The 18,689-nt window shown below is 73.8% G+C and carries 14 protein-coding genes and 2 tRNA genes; 11 read left to right on the top strand and 5 right to left on the bottom strand.

The window, feature by feature from the left end; genetic code table 11:
* The first annotated feature begins 15 nt into the window (after positions 1 to 15).
* The 4 genes from ACYP53_RS13835 (at position 16) to ACYP53_RS13820 (ending at position 3,954) form a co-directional block, all read left to right on the top strand.
* Positions 16 to 942, top strand: coding sequence for an ABC transporter permease (locus ACYP53_RS13835; protein ID WP_459647538.1), 927 nt, complete (start codon positions 16 to 18; stop codon positions 940 to 942).
* Positions 939 to 3,083, top strand: a complete 2,145-nt coding sequence (locus tag ACYP53_RS13830) for a dipeptide ABC transporter ATP-binding protein (RefSeq protein WP_459647537.1) — start codon at positions 939 to 941, stop codon at positions 3,081 to 3,083. The genes ACYP53_RS13835 and ACYP53_RS13830 overlap by 4 nt, the downstream gene beginning before the upstream one ends.
* Before the next feature lie 60 nt (positions 3,084 to 3,143).
* A tRNA-Lys gene (locus tag ACYP53_RS13825) sits at positions 3,144 to 3,217 on the top strand.
* A gap of 92 nt (positions 3,218 to 3,309) precedes the next feature.
* The gene (locus tag ACYP53_RS13820; RefSeq protein ID WP_189919343.1) at positions 3,310 to 3,954 is read left to right on the top strand and encodes a GOLPH3/VPS74 family protein; all 645 of its coding nucleotides are present in this window, start codon (positions 3,310 to 3,312) and stop codon (positions 3,952 to 3,954) included.
* Between the two features lie 31 nt (positions 3,955 to 3,985).
* Here the strand turns inward: ACYP53_RS13820 and ACYP53_RS13815 are convergent, their stop codons facing one another.
* On the bottom strand, positions 3,986 to 4,921 hold the full coding sequence (locus tag ACYP53_RS13815; protein WP_459647536.1) for an alpha/beta fold hydrolase: 936 nt from the start codon (positions 4,919 to 4,921) through the stop codon (positions 3,986 to 3,988).
* Entirely contained in the window at positions 4,918 to 5,736 is an 819-nt protein-coding gene (locus ACYP53_RS13810; protein WP_459647535.1) for a DUF998 domain-containing protein, read from the bottom strand. The genes ACYP53_RS13815 and ACYP53_RS13810 overlap by 4 nt, the downstream gene beginning before the upstream one ends.
* 123 nt (positions 5,737 to 5,859) lie before the next feature.
* Here ACYP53_RS13810 and ACYP53_RS13805 point away from each other — a divergent pair.
* The 3 genes from ACYP53_RS13805 (at position 5,860) to ACYP53_RS13795 (ending at position 9,697) form a co-directional block, all read left to right on the top strand.
* Positions 5,860 to 5,933 (top strand) — tRNA-Lys (locus ACYP53_RS13805).
* Positions 5,934 to 6,159: 226 nt separating this feature from the next.
* Positions 6,160 to 8,577: a transglycosylase domain-containing protein gene (locus ACYP53_RS13800; RefSeq protein ID WP_459647534.1), complete on the top strand. Its 2,418-nt coding sequence runs from the start codon at positions 6,160 to 6,162 to the stop codon at positions 8,575 to 8,577.
* Positions 8,578 to 8,680: 103 nt separating this feature from the next.
* On the top strand, positions 8,681 to 9,697 hold the full coding sequence (locus ACYP53_RS13795) for an EamA family transporter (RefSeq protein ID WP_459647533.1): 1,017 nt from the start codon (positions 8,681 to 8,683) through the stop codon (positions 9,695 to 9,697).
* Positions 9,698 to 9,767: 70 nt separating this feature from the next.
* On the opposite strand, the gene lepB is transcribed toward ACYP53_RS13795, so the two are convergent.
* The gene (lepB, locus tag ACYP53_RS13790) at positions 9,768 to 10,562 is read right to left on the bottom strand and encodes a signal peptidase I (protein WP_189919335.1); all 795 of its coding nucleotides are present in this window, start codon (positions 10,560 to 10,562) and stop codon (positions 9,768 to 9,770) included.
* A gap of 266 nt (positions 10,563 to 10,828) precedes the next feature.
* A complete protein-coding gene (locus tag ACYP53_RS13785) occupies positions 10,829 to 11,164 on the bottom strand; it encodes a chorismate mutase (protein WP_189919333.1) in 336 nt (111 codons plus the stop codon).
* Positions 11,165 to 11,480: 316 nt separating this feature from the next.
* Between ACYP53_RS13785 and ACYP53_RS13780 the strand changes: the two genes are divergently transcribed.
* On the top strand, positions 11,481 to 11,906 hold the full coding sequence (locus tag ACYP53_RS13780; protein WP_391554537.1) for an OsmC family protein: 426 nt from the start codon (positions 11,481 to 11,483) through the stop codon (positions 11,904 to 11,906).
* Positions 11,907 to 12,553: 647 nt separating this feature from the next.
* Positions 12,554 to 14,440, top strand: a complete 1,887-nt coding sequence (locus ACYP53_RS13775) for a putative bifunctional diguanylate cyclase/phosphodiesterase (RefSeq protein ID WP_459647532.1) — start codon at positions 12,554 to 12,556, stop codon at positions 14,438 to 14,440.
* Positions 14,441 to 14,576: 136 nt separating this feature from the next.
* Here the strand turns inward: ACYP53_RS13775 and ACYP53_RS13770 are convergent, their stop codons facing one another.
* On the bottom strand, positions 14,577 to 15,668 hold the full coding sequence (locus ACYP53_RS13770; RefSeq protein ID WP_189919328.1) for an LLM class flavin-dependent oxidoreductase: 1,092 nt from the start codon (positions 15,666 to 15,668) through the stop codon (positions 14,577 to 14,579).
* Positions 15,669 to 16,303: 635 nt separating this feature from the next.
* Between ACYP53_RS13770 and ACYP53_RS13765 the strand changes: the two genes are divergently transcribed.
* Both ACYP53_RS13765 and ACYP53_RS13760 read left to right on the top strand, forming a co-directional pair.
* Positions 16,304 to 16,891 carry a DedA family protein gene (locus ACYP53_RS13765; protein WP_459647979.1) on the top strand — a complete coding sequence of 196 codons (588 nt, stop codon included), beginning with the start codon at positions 16,304 to 16,306 and terminating at the stop codon, positions 16,889 to 16,891.
* Between the two features lie 467 nt (positions 16,892 to 17,358).
* Positions 17,359 to 18,642 carry a polysaccharide deacetylase family protein gene (locus ACYP53_RS13760; protein WP_459647531.1) on the top strand — a complete coding sequence of 428 codons (1,284 nt, stop codon included), beginning with the start codon at positions 17,359 to 17,361 and terminating at the stop codon, positions 18,640 to 18,642.
* Positions 18,643 to 18,689 lie beyond the last annotated feature (47 nt).

Here is an 18,689-nt window from a genome sequence, read left to right as displayed (position 1 = left end):
CGGAGGTGACCTGAGATGACCACCACCGTCGCCGAGCCCTCCGCCTCGGCCACCGCACCCCGGTCCACCGGCCGGGGACGGCTCGTCCTCGCCCGGCTGCTCACCGCCCGCGGCGCCGTCACCGGGACCGTCGTCGTCCTGCTGCTGTTCGCGCTCGCCTTCGGCGGCCCGTACCTCACGCCCTGGGACTACGCCGCCCCGGACTTCTCCGCTCTGCACCAACCCCCGTCCGCCGACCACTGGTTCGGCACCAACGGGGTCGGCCAGGACGTGTTCGCGCAGACCGTCCGCGGGCTGCAGAAGTCGCTGGTCATCGGCCTGCTGGTGGCGCTGTTCTCCACCGTGCTGGCCTCCGTGGTGGGCGCCTGCGCCGGCTACTTCGGCGGCTGGGCCGACCGGGCGCTGATGTTCCTGGTGGACCTGATGCTGGTCTTCCCCAGCTTCCTGATCATCACCATCGTCTCGTCCCGGCTGAAGAGCGCCGGCTGGATCGCCTTCGTGCTGCTCCTCGCGCTGTTCAACTGGATGATCACCGCCCGGGTGGTCCGCTCGATGACCATCTCCCTGCGCGAGCGCGAATTCGTCCGCGCCGCGCGGTTCATGGGCGTGCGGCCGCTGCGGATCATCAGCCGGCACATCCTGCCGAACGTCGCCTCCTTCCTCATCATCGACGCCACCATCGCCGTCGGCGGCGCGGTGATGAGCGAGACCGCGCTCTCCTACTTCGGCTTCGGGGTCAAGGCGCCGGACGTCTCGCTCGGCACCCTGCTCGCCGCCGGGACCAGCGAGGCCCCGGTCTTCCCCTGGCTGTTCTACTTCGCCGCCGGCCTGCTGGTGGTCTTCGTCCTCGCCGTCAACCTGATCGGGGACGGGCTGCGCGACGCGCTCGACCCCACCTCCGGGGCCGCGCCCCGCCGTCGCCCCCGTAGGAAGCGCCCGTGACCACCGCCCTCGACACCACCACCGTCGACACCCCGCTGCTCGCCGTCCGGGACCTTCGGGTGGACTTCGCCGGGCCGCACGGCCCGGTCCCCGCCGTCCGCGGGGTGGACCTCACCCTGCGGCGCGGCGAGACCCTCGGCATCGTCGGGGAGTCCGGCTCCGGGAAGTCCGTCACCGCGCTCTCCGTGCTCGGACTGCTGCCCGGGACGGCGCGGGTCAGCGGGTCGGTGCGGCTGGACGGCCGGGAGCTGGTGGGGCTGCCGGGCAAGGAGCTCGCGGCGATCCGCGGCCGCCGGGTCGCCATGGTCTTCCAGGACCCGCTCTCCGCGTTCACCCCGGTCTACCGGATCGGCGACCAGATAGCCGAGGCGGTCCGGATCCACCAGCGGGTGGACAAGGCCACCGCGCGGCGCCGGGCCGCCGAACTCCTCGACCTGGTCGGCATCCCCGCGCCCGACCGGGCCCTGGACAGCTTCCCGCACGAGTTCTCCGGCGGCATGCGCCAGCGCGCGATGATCGCCATGGCCGTCGCCAACGAGCCCGACATCCTGCTCGCCGACGAGCCCACCACCGCGCTCGACGTCACCATCCAGGCCCAGGTGCTGGACGTGCTGCGCACCGCCCGCCGGGAGACCGGCGCCGCGCTCGTCCTGGTCAGCCACGACCTCGGGGTGATCGCCGGGACGGCCGACCGGGTCGCGGTGATGTACGCCGGACGGGTGGTCGAGACGGCCGGCGTGGACGAGCTGTTCGAGGCCCCGCACCACCCGTACGCGCTCGGGCTGATCGGCGCGCTGCCCCGGCTGGACGGGCACGGCGGTCCGCTCGTACCGATCCCCGGCGCCCCGGCGCCGATGGCCGAGCTGCCGCCGGGCTGCCCGTTCGCGCCGCGCTGCCCGCTGGCGCAGGACCGCTGCTCGACGGCGGAGCCGGTGCTGGAGCCCGCTTCGGAGGGGGCGGGTGACCACCTGTCGGCGTGCGTGCGGTCGGCGGAGCTCGCCGGCCGCCGGCCCGCGCCGGCCGAGGTGTACCCCGTGCCCGAGCTGCCCGTGCCTTCCGGCGGCTTCGACCGCTCCGATGGCGCTGATGGCTCCGACGGCGGCGACCGCTCCGGGCGGGCGCCGGTGCTGGCGGTCAGCGGCCTTGGCAAAACGTTTCCGCTCCTCAAGGGCACGGTGTTCAAGCGCAAGGTCGGCGAGGTGTACGCGGTCGACGGCGTCGACCTGGACCTGCGGGAGGGCGAGACCCTCGGCCTGGTCGGCGAGTCCGGCTCCGGCAAGTCCACCACGCTGTTCGAACTGCTGCGGCTCGGCGCCCCGGAGAGCGGCCGGATCGAACTGCTCGGCCACGACACCGCCCGGCTCACCCGGGCCGAGGCCCACCGGCTGCGCGCCGAACTGCAGATCGTCTTCCAGGACCCGATGGCCAGCCTCGACCCCCGGATGCCGATCGGCGACATCGTCGCGGAACCCCTGCTCACCCAGCGCGCCCCCCGCGTGGAGATCGCCCGCCGGGTGCCCGAGCTGCTGCGCCAGGTCGGCCTCGACCCGGAGCACGCCGTCCGCTACCCCCACCAGTTCTCCGGCGGCCAGCGCCAGCGCATCTCCATCGCCCGCGCCCTCGCCGTCCGCCCCAAGCTGCTGGTGCTGGACGAACCGGTCTCCGCGCTGGACGTCTCCATCCAGGCCGGGGTGCTCAACCTGCTGCAGGCGCTCAAGGCGGAGCTCGGACTCTCCTACCTGTTCGTCTCGCACGACCTCTCGGTGATCCGGCACCTCGCCGACCGGGTCAGCGTGATGTACCTCGGCCGGACGGTCGAGCAGGGCGAGGTCTCCGCCGTCTTCGACCGCCCCCGGCACCCGTACACCCGCGCCCTGCTCTCCGCCGTCCCGCTGCCCGACCCCGCCGCCGAACGCGCCCGGGACCGCGTCCTGCTCGCCGGCGACCCGCCCTCCCCCACCGAGCGCCGCGCCGGCTGCCCCTTCCGCACCCGCTGCCCCCGCTACGCCGGGCTCACCACCCCGGCCGACCGGACCCGCTGCGAGCAGGAACGACCGGCGCTGACCGGCGATCCCGGGGCCGACCACCAGGCGGCCTGCCACCACCCGGAGCCGCCGCCCGCCGACGCTCACGGCGGGTGACCGCCCGCGTACGATTCGGTGGATCGGGCCCGCGCCGTGTAATGTCTTCGACGTCAGCAGGCGCCGCTAGCTCAGTTGGTTAGAGCAGCTGACTCTTAATCAGCGGGTCCGGGGTTCGAGTCCCTGGCGGCGCACATGGCAAGGTCTCAGGCCGTCCACTCCGGTGGGCGGCCTGAGTCGTTCCCGGACGTTCCCAGACGTTCCGGGACGGGTAGACCTGGGCTCCGTGAGCCTCTCCGACGTCCTTCCCCTCCCCGAGGAACTGCTGCTGCTCTGCGCCCATCCCGCCCACGGGCGCTTCCGGGTGCCGGCCAGCCAGTTCCACCACGTGGTCGCCGGTGCCGTCCTCGCCGAACTCGTGCTGGGCGGCGCGGTCACCGTCGAGAAGCACCGCATCACCGGCTACCAGCCCTTCGGCGCGCGGGACGAGGTCGCGGCCGGGGTGCTGGCCCGACTGGAGGCGAGGGGCAAGAGCCGCTTCCGCCCCGGGCTCGACCAGGCGCTCGCCCAGGTCCCCGACCCGCCCGGGCACCGGTTCCACCTCGACCGGCTGACCGCGGCGGGGTACTACGCCGTGGAGGAGAAACGCTTCCTCGGTCTGCCCTGGCGCACCCACCGGCTGCTGCGGCCCGACCTCAGGGAAGAGACGGCCGCACGGGTCGCCGCCACCCTGCTGGCCCCCGACGGCGGAGCCGGCCGGCCGACGGCCGAACGGGACCGGCAACTGGCCGCCCTGATCCACGTCGCCTCCCTGGACCACCGCCTCTACCCCGGCCGGCCCGGCGCCCCGGTCCGGCGCGCCGCGCGGAAGCTGGCCGGGGAGCTGCCCGTCCCGCGGGCCGTCCAGCGGATCAGGTCCAGCAGCGACTGAGGGTGTGCTCAGCGGGTGTCGAGCACGGTGCTCAGCGGGTGTCGAGCACCGCCGAGGCCACCGCGTCCGGACGGTCGAACATCACCAGGTGCCCGGCCGGAGCCGTCGTACGGAAGTCCGCGCGGAGCAGGGCCGCGAGCTCCCGCTGCTCGGCCAGCCAGGTCTCGGTCCGGCGGGTCCGGCAGCCGTCGTCGGCGGCCAGCACGGTGACCGGCAGGTCCTCGGGCAGCGGCCGGGTGCGCCGCAGCTCCGCCAGTTCGGCCGCCACGTCGAGGTAGCGCGCGTTCTCCCGCAGCAGCGCGCGCAGCGCCCGACCGGTGCGGTAGCAGTGCCGGACCAGCGGCGCCGGGGCGAGGTCCTCGCGGCGGACGGTGGACAGCCGGGCCGTCGTCCGGCGCGCGGTCGGGCCGAGCAGGTAGGGCACGGCGAGGGCGGAGGCGACACCGGCCACCGCCCGGGCCGCCAGGTCCCGCGCCCCGGGTGCCGGGTACGGCCGGGCCGCCGGTTCGACACTGCCGTCGACCAGGACCAGCCCGGCGGTCCGCTCCGGGTGCAGCCGGGCGAAGGCCTCCACGTGGAAGCCGGCCAGCGAGTGGCCGACCACCGTGCAGGGCCCGCGCAGCCCCAGGCCGTCCAGCACCGCCAGGATCCGCCCGGCCTCGCCCACCGCCGTCGGGGCGGGCCGCCCGGTGGCCGGCTCGGCGGCGCTCAGCCCGTAACCGGGCCGGTCGAAGCGGACCACGGTGCGGTAGGGCGTGAGGAACGGGACGACGAGGTCCCAGTCGAACCAGCTGCTGCCGAGACCACCGCTGAGCAGGCAGACCGGGCCGCTGCCCTCGGTGCGGACGTGCAGCGGGACGCCGTCGACGCGCAGGAAGCGCGCGTGGGTGCGGGGGTCGCGGGAGGTGGCGGGGGTGCCGGGGGTGCCGGGGTCGCCGGGGTCGCCGGGGTCGCCGGGGGTGGTCATGCCGGCCTCCGTTCCGGGGACGGCTCGGCCGGGCGGCGCGGCTCCGGTCCGCCGTCCTGGTCCTGCTGGTGCTCCCGGTCCCGTCGGTCCTCCCGGTCGGAGCGGGCGACGCCCAGGGCCAGGACGGCCAGCCAGAGTGCGACCAGCAGCACCTGCAGCCGCTGCCCGGCCCCGAGCGCCCAGTGGCCGTGCCCGGCCTGGAAGGCGGCGATCGCGGCGAGGCTCCATCCGGTGGCAAGCAGTTCGGCGCCCAGCAGCCAGGGCCCGAACCGGCGCACCGGCGGCCACCGGCCGTAGCGGCGGGCGGCGACGGTGAGGGCGACCAGTGCGGTGAGGGCGCCGGCCATCGCGAGGCTGCTGGTGACGGCGTGCGCGGTGTGGGTCGCGGGGACGAGCCCGGCGGTCTCCCGGGCGGCGCACATCTCGTCGCTGGTGGGGGTGCAGCTGAGCGGGAGCCGGGAGTCGGCGGCGGTCGCGGCGCCGAACAGGGCGAGGGCGGACCAGCCGACGAGTGCCCAGCGGCGGTGCCGGAGGCGGTCGGCCCACCCGGCGGCGGGGCCGGTGCCGAGGCCGGTGCCGAGGGCCGCGCCGGCGGCGGCGAGCAGGCAGAGCCCGGCGACCAGGTCGGTGGCCCGGAAGAGGCCGCCCAGTGGTTGGTCCTCGGCGGCGAGTTCGCTGATGTACGCCTGCACCGGGTCGAGCCCGGTGCTCAGCACGACCTCCAGCACCCAGGCGGTGTACGCCACGGCGCTGAGCAGCAGCAGCGCGGCGACCGTCGTCCGCCCGGTGCGGCGTCCTGGCTGGGGGCTGGGCACGGTTCCACCCTAACCAGCGGCGAACTCCGGCCCAACCGGAAGGAAAGGGACGGATCGGGCGGGGGTGACCGGGGCCGGTTCGAGGCACCCCTCGGGACCGTGTATTGTTTTCCAGGTCAGCAGGCGCCGCTAGCTCAGTTGGTTAGAGCAGCTGACTCTTAATCAGCGGGTCCGGGGTTCGAGTCCCTGGCGGCGCACAGACATTGGGGAGCCTCTCGCAGCAGCGAGGGGCTCCCCGATTTTTTGGCCCTCGAAGTCCGATTTGTGTGTGATGTCGGTCTCGATTGGCGATCCGGCGGAGCCATCCGGCCCGCCCCGCTCGTCCAGGGCAGTACAACCGGAAACCGGGGCAAAGGTCCCGAACCACCGATGTCCCCCCGCCCGTGCAGGCTGCTTCGTCCCGCTTGCAGGAAAGGCCGCGCTTTGCCCAGGAATGCCCAGAGCGGCCCTCGCACGCCGTCGATCAGTCTCCGCCCGGTCAAGCGGTTCAAGCGCCCCGCCGGCGGGTCCGGTGCGGCCGGTTCGTCCAGCGGTTCCGGCGGGCCCGGCGGCAAGAAGGCGCGCCGTCCGAAGCGGACCGGCTGGCGCCGGCTGATACCCACCTGGCGGATGACCCTGCTCGGCTTCGCCTCGGCGCTGCTGCTCGGCGTCGGCCTGTTCGCGCTGGGGATCGCCCTGGTGAAGGTCCCGGACGCGCACGCCGCCGCGACCGCGCAGAGCAACACCTGGCTCTACTCGGACGGTTCGGTGATCACCCGCACCGGCCAGACCAACCGGCAGAACGTCACCCTGGACAAGGTCTCCCCCGCCGCCCAGCACGCGGCGCTGGCCGCCGAGGACCGCAACTTCTACAACGAGGGCGCGGTCAACGTCCAGGGCCTGCTCCGGGCCGCGGTCAACACCGCCAAGGGCGAAGGCACCCAGGGCGGCTCCACCATCACCCAGCAGTACGTGAAGAACACGTACCTGAACCAGAAGCAGTCGGTCACCCGCAAGGTGAAGGAACTCTTCATCGCGATCAAGGTGGACGCCACCGAGAGCAAGGACGAGATCCTCTCCGGCTACCTGAACACCTCCTACTACGGCCGCGGCGCCTACGGCATCCAGGCCGCCGCCCAGGCGTACTTCGGCATCGACGCCTCGGCGCTCAACGCCGCCCAGGGCGCCTACCTGGCCACCCTGCTGAACGCGCCGAGCGCCTACGACGTCGCCACCGCGACCGCGGCCGGCAAGCAGAACGCCGTCAACCGCTGGAACTACGTGCTCGACGGCATGGTCAAGGAGGGCTGGCTCCCCGCCGAGGAGCGGGCCGCCACCACCTTCCCCGACGTCCGCGACCCGCAGCCCAACCCGGGCCTGTCCGGCCAGGCCGGCTACCTGGTGAACGCGGCCACCCAGTACCTGACCTCGACCGGGGTCATCAGCGAGACCGAGCTGGCCAAGGGCGGCTACACGGTCAAGCTGAGCATCGACCCGGGCCGCCAGCAGGCCCTCCAGGACTCCGTCCAGACCCAGCTGCACGACACCCTGAACCCGGACAAGCGGAAGAAGGACGCGGCCGCCCAGGCCGGCGCCGTCTCCGTGGACCCGAAGAGCGGCGCGATCGTCGCCCTGTACGGCGGCGTCGACTACGTGAAGCACTACGTGGACAACGCCACCCGGCGCGACTACCAGGCCGGGTCGACCTTCAAGGCGATCGCCCTGGCCGCCGCCCTGGAGAACGACGCCAAGACCCAGGACGGCCGCACCGTCACCCCGCGCACGGTCTACGACGGCACCAGCGGCCGGAAGGTCCGCGGCGGCAAGGGCACCGCGTACGCGCCGCCGAACGAGGGCGACAAGAGCTACGGCCAGATCACCCTGCAGCAGGCCACCGACTGGTCGGTCAACTCGGCGTTCGCCCAGCTCGCGCAGGACACCGGGCTGCAGAAGGTCAAGGACACCGGCATCGCGCTGGGCCTGCCCGGCAACACCCCGGGGCTCGACCCGCTGCCGTCCATCCCGCTGGGCACCGCCACCCCGAGCGTGCTCGACATGGCCGGCGTGTACGCCACGCTGGACAACGGCGGCAAGCAGATCACCCCGTGGCTGGTGCAGTCCGTGGACCGCGAGGGCGAGAGCGTGCCGCTGCCCGCGCACAAGACCACCCAGGCGATCAGCGCGGACACCGCCAACGAGGTCACCTCGATGCTCCAGGGCGTGGTGAGCGACCCCGGCGGCACCGGCTGGCGGGCGAAGGCGCTCGGCCGCCCGGCGGCGGGCAAGACCGGCACCACCGACGACCAGAAGTCGGTCTGGTTCGTCGGCTACACCCCCGAGCTGGTCACCTCCGTCGCCCTGTTCGGCCAGGACCCGGGCACCGGCGCCCAGGTCAGCCTGAGCGGCGTCGGCGGGATCGACGGCGCGGCGGGCGGCCAGTACCCGGCGCAGATCTGGACCGGCTACATGAAGACCGCGCTCAAGGGCCAGCCGGTGACCGACTTCCCGACCCCGGCCGACGACGACCCCTCCGGCGCCACCGACCTGCCGACCGCCCCGAGCACGCCGAGCGGCACCCCGTCGACGGGCGCCCCCACCGGCGGCCCGAGCACCGGCGCCACCCCGCCGGGCGGCTCCGGTCAGAGCACCCCGACGGGCGGCACCGACGGCGGACCCACCACCACACCGACGGCCCCCGCGACCGACCAGCCGACCAGCACGCCCACCTCCCGGCCGACCGTGCGGCCCACCCCCAAGCCGACACCCACCACCCAGCCGACCCCGACACCGACCACCCAGCCGACCGTCCAGCCCCCGGTCGGGGCGGACTCGCTCACGGGGGCGGGGTCGGCGGGCGGGTGATGGGGTGGCCCGGGTGATTGTGCCGCTGCGCACAGTTCTGTGCAGGACCAAATGACGAAATGGCGCCTTACCGAAGCATCGGTATGACTGTCACAATGCGTCGGTGCACAGATCAACGGCCTCGCCCACCCTCCCTTCGGGCAGAACCCTCGGCCTCAGCCTCGCCCTGGTCTCCGCCCTCGCTTTCGGCGGCTCCGGCACCGCGGCCAAGCCGCTGATCGAGGCCGGGCTCTCCCCGCTGCACGTGGTGTGGCTGCGGGTCGCCGGCGCCGCCGTCGCCCTCCTCCCGATCGCCTACCGGCACCGGGACGCCGTCCTGCACCGTCCCGGCCTGCTGCTCGGCTTCGGCCTGCTCGCCGTGGCCGGGGTCCAGGCCTGCTACTTCGCGGCGATCTCCCGCATCCCGGTCGGCGTCGCCCTGCTGATCGAGTACCTCGGGCCGCCGCTGCTGATCGGCTACGTCAAGTTCGTGCAGCGCAAGCCGATCAGCCGGGGCGCGGCCATCGGCGCCGGCGTCGCGGTGACCGGGCTGGCCTGCGTGGTCGAGGTCTGGAACGGCCTGAGCTTCGACGCGCTGGGCGTGCTCTTCGCCCTCGGCGCGGCCTTCTGCCAGGTCGGCTACTTCCTGCTCGCCGACGCCGGCCGCCGGGGCGAGCGCCCGGTCGACCCGCTGGCCGTCAGCGCCTACGGGCTGCTCATCGGCGCCGTCCTGCTCACCGCCTTCACCCGCCCCTGGCAGGCCGACTGGAGCCTGCTCGGCGGCGACGTGGTGATGAACGGGCACAGCCTCCCCGCGTACGTCCCGGCCCTGTGGATGGTCCTGATCGCGACCGTGCTCGCCTACCTGACCGGCGTGATCTCGGTCGGCTACCTCTCCCCGCCGATCGCCGGGGTGGTGGCCAACCTGGAGGCAGTCGTCGCCACCGTGCTGGCCTGGGTGCTGCTCGGCGAACACCTCGGGCTGCCGCAGATCGCGGGCGGCCTGCTGGTGCTGGCCGGGGCCTTCGCGGCACAGGCGAGCAAGCCGGCGGACGTACCCGAGGCAGCTGCGGTCACGGCTCCTGTCGCGGCTGCGGAGCCGGCACCGGGGCCGGCTCCGGCCTCAGCTCCGGTTCCCTAGACCCGGGGCGGATCCGCCGGGGTCGGCGACGGGCCGGGCCCGCGCGAGCGGGTGACCGCCGAGCGCCGGGTCAGCGGCCGGTCCAGCCGAACCAGTCGAGGTGATCGAGCGGCCACACGACGCCCGACACCGGGCCGACCACGTTGCCCACCGGCACGGCGCCGCCACCGGGGCCGTGCTGGTGGAAGCGGGAGTCCGCGGAGTCACTGCGGTGGTCGCCCTCCACCCAGACGTAGCCGGCGGGCACCTTCACCGGGCCGAAGTCCAGGCCCGCGCAGGAGTCGTCCCCCGGGTGCAGGTACGGCTCGTCGACCTTCCGCCCGTCGACGCTCAGGGTGCTGCCCTCGCACTGGACGGTCTGGCCGCCGGTCGCGATGACCCGCTTGACCAGGTAGTTGTCGTCCTTCGGCGGCACCAGCCCGACGAAGCTGAGCGCCGAGCTCACCGCGTTGGTGAACGGGTTCGGGTCGGCGGGCTGCGGCGGCAGCCAGCCCCCCGGGTCCTTGAACACCACCGGCTGCCCCGGCTCCGGCTCCCAGCCGGTCAGCGGCGCCAGCTTGTTCACGCCGACCCGGTCGCCGATCCGCAGCGTGTTCTCCATCGAACCGGACGGGATGGAGAAGACCTGGAACAGACAGGTCTTGATCAGCAGCGCGACCACCAGACCGACCGCGGCCATCACCGGCAGCTCGATCCACCACGGCCGGGGACGACGGCCGGAGCGGCCCTTCCCGTCCGGGCGGGCGGCTCTGCGGCCGCGCGAACCGCGGGCCCGGCGGCGGGCCTCGGCGCGGCCGCCGGACACCTCCTGGACGGCGGAATCGCTGGGGGCTCCGCTGGGCGTTTCGGGCAGGTTCACCGCCATCGTCGCTGCTCCACCTCTCCGGCTGGGGAAACCCGCACGCTACGCCAACCGTGGAGCCTGACGAAATCGGTCATTTAGTCGCCACCGACATCGCCGGGAGCGCCCGCCGCCCGCTGTGAACGTCGCGGCGGCGTTCCGTGAAGGCTCCCGCGGTGCTCCGGGCGTGCGCCGGACGTCCCTCGGGCTCGCTCCGGGCGGGCGCCGGACGCCCCTCGGGCTCGCTCCGGGCGTGGGCGGGACTCCCGTCAGCCGACGCGGTCGCCCCTTCAGGCGCGGGCGATGGCCTCGTGGTGGCGGATCACCTCGGCGATGATGAAGTTCAGGAACTTCTCGGCGAAGACCGGGTCCAGCTTCGCCCCGGCGGCCAGCTCCCGGAGCCGCTTGATCTGGTCCCGCTCGCGCGCCGGGTCGGCCGGCGGCAGCTTGTGCTCGGCCTTGAGCCGGCCGACCCGCTGGGTCGCCTTGAAGCGCTCGGCCAGCATGTGGACCACCGCGGCGTCGATGTTGTCGATGCTCTCGCGCAGGCTGGTCAGCTCGGCCCGTACGGCGTCGTCGATCCCCTCGGTCACGCCGGCGTCGGGGGTCGTGGGGTGGTCCGTCATCGGGTCGGCTCCCGGTGTCTGAGTGGGCGCCCGACCGTACGGCGGCCGGGCTCGGGCCCGGGCAAATCTAACAGGGCGCCCGCTGCGGGCCCGCACCGCTGGACGGATCCGTCCACGATCCGGACAGCCGCCCGGACCTCCGGCGCCCCGCCGGAAACCCTCGCGCCACCAGGCCCACGGCACGGCGTGACACGCCGGGCCGGCGGCGGGGCTGCCCGTAGGCTGGTGCGTGCATGACCGGAAGTGACCGCTGAGCAGTCCCCCTGAAGGCCCCCGCATGGCCCCATGCGTGGCCCCGGCAATGGAGGTACCGATCGTGGCAACCACCCGCACCGCCCGTACGGCCTGGGAGGGCGACCTCGTCCACGGGCAGGGCCAGACGACCTTCGTCTCCTCCGGGATCGGCACCTACCCGGTGTCCTGGCCCGCCCGCACCGAGCAGCCCAACGGCAAGACCAGCCCGGAGGAGCTGATCGCCGCCGCCCACGCGTCCTGCTTCTCGATGGCCCTCTCGCACGGCCTGGCCGGCGCCGGCACCCCGCCCCGCACGCTGGACACCCAGGCCGACGTCACCTTCCAGCCGGGTGAGGGCATCACCGGCGTCCACCTGACCGTCACCGGCGACGTCCCCGGCCTGGACGAGGCGGGCTTCGCCAAGGCGGCCCAGGACGCCAAGGCCAACTGCCCGGTCAGCCAGGCCCTGACCGGCACCACCATCACCCTCACCGCCCGGCTGGCCTGACGCAGCCCCGGCGCGGCCCGGCTCGGTTCGGCTGGGCTCGGCCGCGCCGTAGTCCGCTCTTCCTCCGCTACCGCCCCGCCCCGGCGCGCAACCGGCGCCCGAGGGCGCGGCTTCGGCGCGCACGCCCCTGGCGCACATCATGTGATGTGTACCGGGGGCGTCTGCACGTACCGCCATCCATGATCACAAAGAGGGCGAATCACCCTGGCGGCGGTCACCGCGCGTTGCCGTCGCGGCCTATGATCGGCCGAAGCGCCCTGTTCCTTCACGCGGGTCCCCGCGCGACAACGCCCCGCGGCGGGCGTCCCGCAGCGGACCGACCCCGAGGACCGCGACAGAGCGCGGAGCCGGCCGCCGGGAGCCCGAATGACCGGCCGGAATCATCGTCAAGCGTCAGCAGCGGACGGGAGCATGCCGTGCCGGGCCAGAACGAGGGGGCCGACGCACACCACCCGGGCGTGCGGCACGAGGAATCACCGCACCACCGCCACCTCGCCGCGCCGGTCCTCGACCCGGCCGCCGGTTCCGCTGCCGCCGGTTCCGCTGCTACCGGTTCCGCTGCCGCCAGTCCCGTTGCCGTCGGCCCCGGTGTCGCAGGTTCCGTCGCCGTCGGCCCCGGCGCCTGCGGGACCTTGGAGGAGCCCGAGGTGCTGCTCTGCCCCACCTGCTCGGCCCCGCTCGCCGACGGCATCCACCGGGGCGCCGCCGCGGGAGCCGGCCGGGCGGACGGCGGCGGGGCCGACCGGCTGCTGGCCGCCCTGCGGGCCAGCGAGTCCCGGTTCCGGGCCGCCTTCTGCGACGCGGTCATCGGCATGGCGCTGATCGACCCCGAGGACCGGATCATCGAGGTCAACCCCGCCTTCGCCAGCCTGATCGGACGGAGCGTCGGCGAACTCGTCCGCACCCACCTGCACGAGATCATCGACCCGGAGGGCATGCCGGACCGGCTGTTCTCCGAACTCGTGCGCGGGGAGCGGGAACGGTTCCGCGTGGAGAAGCAGCTCAAGCACCGCGAGGGCCACGAGGTCTGGAGCAAGGTCACCGTCTCGCTGATCCGGGACGGCGCCGGACGCCCCCTCTACACGCTCGCGCTGGTGGAGGACATCACCGAGCAGCGGCGGCTCGGCGACCGCCTGGAGTACCAGGCCCTGCACGACCCGCTGACCCGACTGCCCAACCGCACCTACTTCTTCGAACGGCTGGACGCCGCCTGCCTCTCGGTGGCCGGGGAGCCCACCCCGGCCCCGGCCCTCGGCGACGCCCGCCGGGTCGGCGTCTGCTACCTGGACCTCGACGGCTTCGCGGCGATCAACGAGGCCCTCGGCCACCACATCGGCGACCAGCTGCTGATCGCCGTCGCCACCCGGCTGCGGCGTGGGTTCGACGGGCACGACACCCACCTGGTGGCCCGGATGGGCGGCGACGAGTTCGCCGTCCTGGTCACCGACAGCCTGGGCAGCGAGCAGCTGACCGAGCTGGCCGGCCGGATCCTGGAGGCGCTGGAACGCCCCTTCGACATCGCCGGGCACCGTCTGGTGATCACCGCCAGCGTGGGCGTGGTCGAGCGGTCCGTGCACGAGACCACCCCGACCGACCTGGTCAAGGACGCCGACGCCACGCTCTACTGGTCCAAGGCCGACGGCCGCGCCCGCTGGACCCTCTACGACCCGGACCGCGGCGCCCACCAGCTCACCCGCCAGCTGCTCGCCACCGCACTGCGGCCGGCCCTGGAGCGCGGCGAGTTCACCATCGAGTACCAGCCGCTGGTCGGCCTGGCCGACGGCGCCGTGCACGGGGCCGAGGCTCTGGTCCGCTGGCGCCACCCCCGCTACGGGACGCTCTCCCCCGACCGCTTCATCCCGCTCGCCGAGGAGTCCGGCGCGATCGTGCCGCTCGGGAAGTGGGTGCTGGAGGAGTCCTGCCGCCAGGCCCGGCAGTGGCTCACCGAGTTCCCGGACACCGAGACCTTCGTGAGCGTCAACCTGGCCGCCCGTCAGATCTGGGACTCCGACATCGTCGCCGACGTCGCCCGCGCCCTCGAGCTCACCGCCCTGCCGGCCCGGCTGCTCCAGCTGGAGATCACCGAGAGCGCCCTGCTGGGCCCCGGCGGACGCCCGCTGCAGGCCCTGCAGGCGCTCGCCGACATGGGCGTGCGGATCGCGATCGACGACTTCGGCACCGGCTACTCCAACCTGGCCTACCTCTCCCGGCTCCCGGTGCACGTGCTGAAGCTCGACGGCACCTTCATCGAGGGCTTCCGCGACCCGGCCCCCGCCGCCGACCGCCCCGGCCTCCCCCGGCTCGGCTCCCGCCGCAGCGACGCCGACGAACAGATCGTCGGCGCGATGGTGCAGCTCGCCCACACCCTCGGCCTGACCGTCACCGCCGAGGGCATCGAGAGCGCCGCCCAGGCCGAACGGCTGCGGCTCACCGGCTGCGACACCGCCCAGGGCTGGTACTTCGCCCGGCCGGGCGAAGCCGCGCTGGTCGCGGCCATACTCCGCGAGGGCCGCCCCGCCCTGGACGGACGGTAGCGGCGGGCGGGAGGCGTCGGGCTGCCAGGGCGCGGGCGTCGGGCCGTGGGTCTCGCGGTACGCCTCGGCGGTGGGCGTCGGGCCTTGGACTGCCGGGGCCCCGGGTTGTCGAGCCCCGGGTCGCCGGCGTCGGCCGTCAGGCGTCGGCGGTGAGGCCGTACGCCTCGGCGATCAGGCCGTAGGAGCGGAGACGTGCCTCGTGGCCGTGGATGTGCGAGGTGACCATCAGCTCGTCCACCCCGGTCCGCTTGCGCAGGGCCTCCAGTCCGTCGGCGACCCGGCCCGGGTCGCCGAGGACGACGTTGTCGAGCCAGCTGTCGACGAAGTCCGCCTCGGCCGGGCTGTACGGGTACTGCTCGGCCTCCTCCGGGGTGGGGATCGCGCCGGGGTTGCCTCGGCGCAGCCGGAGCATGCCGAGGGCCGCGGAGCGGGCGAGCCGGCGGGCCGAGGGCTCGTCGTCGGCCGCGACCGCGCTGACCCCGATCAGCGCGTACGGCTCGGCGAGCACCGCGGAGGGGCGGAAGGACGACCGGTAGAGGTCCAGGGCCGGGAGGGTGTTCGCGCTGCTGAAGTGGTGGGCGAAGGCGAACGGGAGGCCGAGGCGGCCGGCGAGCTGGGCGCTGAAGCCGGAGGAGCCGAGCAGCCAGATCGGCGGGCGGCCCTCGCCCTTGGGGACGGCGGTCAGCCGGGCGTAGGGGTGACCGGAGGGGAAGTCGCCGTCGAGGAAGTGGGTCAGCTCGGCGAGTTCCTGCGGGAAGTCGTCCGCGCCCTCGGCGTGGCCGCGGCGCAGCGCGCGGGCGGTGGCCGGGTCGGTGCCGGGGGCCCGGCCGAGCCCGAGGTCGATCCGGCCGGGGTGCAGGGCCTCCAGCAGGCCGAACTGCTCGGCGATGGCGAGCGGGGCGTGGTTGGGGAGCATCACCCCGCCCGAACCGAGTCGGAGCGTCGTGGTGTTCGCCCCGAGGTGGGCGAGCAGGACGGCTGGGGTCGAGCTGGCCACCCCGGGCATGCCGTGGTGCTCGGCCACCCAGAAGCGGTGGTAGCCCCACTGCTCGGCCTTGCGGGCCAGCGTGGTGGTGGCGGCCAGGGCCTCGGCGGGCGTGTAGCCGACGCCGACGGTGGCCAGGTCGAGGATGGAGAGCGGAGCGGGTGCCGTACCTCGGGCGGTGCCCCGGACCGCCGCGCCGACCGTCGGCGCGGTCCCGTGCTCCTGCTGGTCCTCGCTGGTCATGCCGTCCGCCCTTCTGGCCGTCCTTGAGCCGGCCTTCGTGTGGCGGCCGCGCGGGCCCGGACGGCCCGGCGGTCGCTGCTGCCGACCGGGGTCAACCACGGCCGGGGGCCGACTGTTCCCGTCCGTGGGGTACCGGTCGTTCCAGGTCCGGGTACGTTTCGGCCATTCCTCTCCGTACTGCCGACCGCCCGTCCGCCTGACGGAGAGCCAGTGGACGGACACGGTGAGCGACTTCGCACCGGTGTCGGGGCCTCCGGCGCCGAGGCTCGCGACGGGGGCCGGTGCGCGGCGGGCCGGCGACCAGGAGGGGACCGTACGGCCGGATCCCCGCGCCACCAGCAAGATCGTCGGGCCAGGACAGCTCCGAACGATCACTGCGAGCCCTCGGGGCGACACGTGCCCAGGGGGCTCGTCCGCCGTCCGGCGGCGCCCCGCCCCGCGGACGCCCCCTGTCCCATCCCTCCACCGCCGGTCCGCGCCCGCGCCCCGGCAGTCCGGCGGACGGCCGGAACCTGCGGTCGTGACCTGCGGCATACCGGGGTGCTTCAGGGCATGAAAAGTCGAGGCGCTAGCGTTGACCCCTACAGCCACCTGCTCGCTCGGGCGGCGTGGAGGGAGTAAGGGCCTTGAACTTCGTGGCGGCGATCGGATCCTCGTGGATCTGCGCCCTGGCTCTCGTTGCCGTACTCGGCGACGCCCTCCTCCCCTTCATCCCCAGCGGAACGCTGGTCATCCTGGCCGTGCTCAAGACGGCGCAGATCAACGGCGCCCCGCTGATGCTCGGCCTGGGCGTGGCGGTCGCCTCCTTCCTGGGCGACGTCCTGCTGCTCCACCTGGCACGGCGCGGCGCCCCGGTGCTGCACCGCAGACTCGCCCGGCGCCCCAAACTGGCGGCCAGCGTGGCCCGGGTCCAGGAGGCCCTGGTCGAACGCCCGCACGGCACGGCCGCCGCGATGGTGGTGATCGCGCGGTTCGTCCCCGCCGGGCGAACCGTCCTCGACGTGGCCATCGGCCACTCCCCCGCCCATCCGCACCGATTCCTGCACTGGTCGGCACTGGCGGCGCTGGTCTGGGCCGCCTACATCGTGACGCTGGGCTGGCTGAACAGCCACTGGTTCAACACCGCCTGGCTCAGCCTGGTGGTCTCCTGCGCCGCAGCCACCGCGATCAGTACCGCAATCGCGCGGATCGTGCGCCGCAACCGCCGGCTCGTCGCCCTCTGACCGACCCGGCCGGCCCCGGCCGGGTCGGCCCGCCCTGGCCGCCCGCGCAGTTCCTCGTCCCCTCCCTCTTCCCCCTCTCCCTTCCCTCCCCTCTTCCCCCTGCCTCGTCGCTCTCGCGCGCCTTTACCGCGCTTCGGGCCGCCCGGCCCATCAAGGGGCAAAAGTTTTCCCAAAAGGGCGATCAACCCGGCCGAACGCTGACGAACTGCCCCTGGAACCGGGCAGACCGCCGGTACCGTACTGCCCGGGCGACGAGGAGTGCGAAGCGTCACAGGACGGCAACAGACCCCGGATCCTTGCAGCCCAGCCGGACATACCCGGCGTGTTGAGAGTCGTCGGAGCTCGGCGACCTTGGTGGCCGCCGTAGCGACATGACATGCTAACGGCGGAATACTCATCAATTGCCCGATTTGACCGGTGCGGCTGCGGGCCGCCCCCACCACCGGCATCGGCACCCAGGGGAGACCATGACCAGCATCTCGCGCAGGACGGTGCTCAGTGCGACCGCTGCGACCGCGGCCCTCGGCGCGGTCGCGGCCTGCTCCAGCGGCGGATCCGGTTCGGGCCAGGGCTCCACCTCTCCGAGCTCCGGCGGCGGCGCGAGTTCCGCTCCGGGCGGCAGCACCGGCGATCCGACCCAGGCCGTGGTCCCCAAGGGCACCCCGATCGGTGACGGCTCCAACGCGGACACCGGCCCGCAGCCGAACCAGCCCAAGCCCGAGAAGCTCAAGCCCGGCGAGAAGCCGCCGCAGTTCGTGGTGTTCTCCTGGGACGGCGCGGGCGGCACCGACGACGGCCAGTTCCCCCGCTTCCTGAAGCTGGCGGAGCAGTACAAGGCCACGATGACCTTCTTCCTCTCGGGGATCTACGCCCTGCCCAAGGGCAAGGCCGACCTGTACCACCCGCCGAAGCACTCGGTCGGCGCCTCCGACATCCCGTACCTGTCGGACGGCGCGGTCAAGAGCACCATCAAGCTCATCAGCCAGGCCTGGCTGGCCGGGCACGAGATCGGCACCCACTTCAACGGCCACTTCTGCTCCAGCCGCCCGGACAAGAACGGGGTCAACATGTGGACCCCGGAGGACTGGCAGAGCGAGATCGACCAGGCCATCGGCTTCGTCACCCAGTGGCGGACCAACACCGGCTTCACCGACGTCGACCCGCTCCCCTTCGACTACAAGAAGGAGCTCATCGGCGGCCGCACCCCGTGTCTGGAGGGGCAGAAGGCGCTGCTGCCGACCATCGCCAAGCTCGGCTGGAAGTACGACGCCAGTTCCTCGGGCGGCCTCCAGATATGGCCGCAGAAGGTGCAGGACGGCAAGGTCTGGGACTTCCCGCTGCAGTCCATCCCGTTCCCCGGGCACACCTTCCAGGTGCTGTCGATGGACTACAACATCCTGGCCAACCAGTCCAACGGCAGCACCAAGGGCGACCCGTCCAAGTACAACGACTGGCGCACCCAGGCCACCAACTCCTACCTGGCCGGCTTCGAGCGCGCGTACAACAGCAACCGGGCGCCGTTCTTCGTCGGCAACCACTTCGAGCAGTGGAACGGCGGCATCTACATGGACGCCGTCGAGCAGACGCTCAAGGCCGTCGCGAGCAAGCCCGACGTCCGGCTGGTCTCCTTCAAGCAGCTGGTCGAGTGGCTGGAAGTGCAGGACCAGTCCACCCTGCGCAAGCTGCGCTCGCTCAACGTCGGCCAGGCCCCGGCGGGCGGCTGGGAGACCTTCCTCGGCACGGCCGGCTGACCTGTCGGGAGCGGTACGGCCGGCGGGGTGTCCGCACCCCACCGGCC

The organism is Kitasatospora sp. Ki12 (genome assembly GCF_054601375.1).
This window is presented reverse-complemented; position numbering and strand designations above follow the sequence as displayed.

Bases quoted from the DNA above. Each gene is read 5' to 3' on its own strand.
- ACYP53_RS13835 (WP_459647538.1), top strand. From the start codon at position 16: ATGACCACCACCGTCGCCGAGCCCTCCGCCTCGGCCACCGCACCCCGG.
- ACYP53_RS13815 (WP_459647536.1), bottom strand. From the start codon at position 4,921: ATGACCACCCCCGGCGACCCCGGCGACCCCGGCGACCCCGGCACCCCC.
- lepB (WP_189919335.1), bottom strand. From the start codon at position 10,562: ATGGCGGTGAACCTGCCCGAAACGCCCAGCGGAGCCCCCAGCGATTCC.
- ACYP53_RS13785 (WP_189919333.1), bottom strand. From the start codon at position 11,164: ATGACGGACCACCCCACGACCCCCGACGCCGGCGTGACCGAGGGGATC.
- ACYP53_RS13770 (WP_189919328.1), bottom strand. From the start codon at position 15,668: ATGACCAGCGAGGACCAGCAGGAGCACGGGACCGCGCCGACGGTCGGC.
- ACYP53_RS13760 (WP_459647531.1), top strand. From the start codon at position 17,359: ATGACCAGCATCTCGCGCAGGACGGTGCTCAGTGCGACCGCTGCGACC.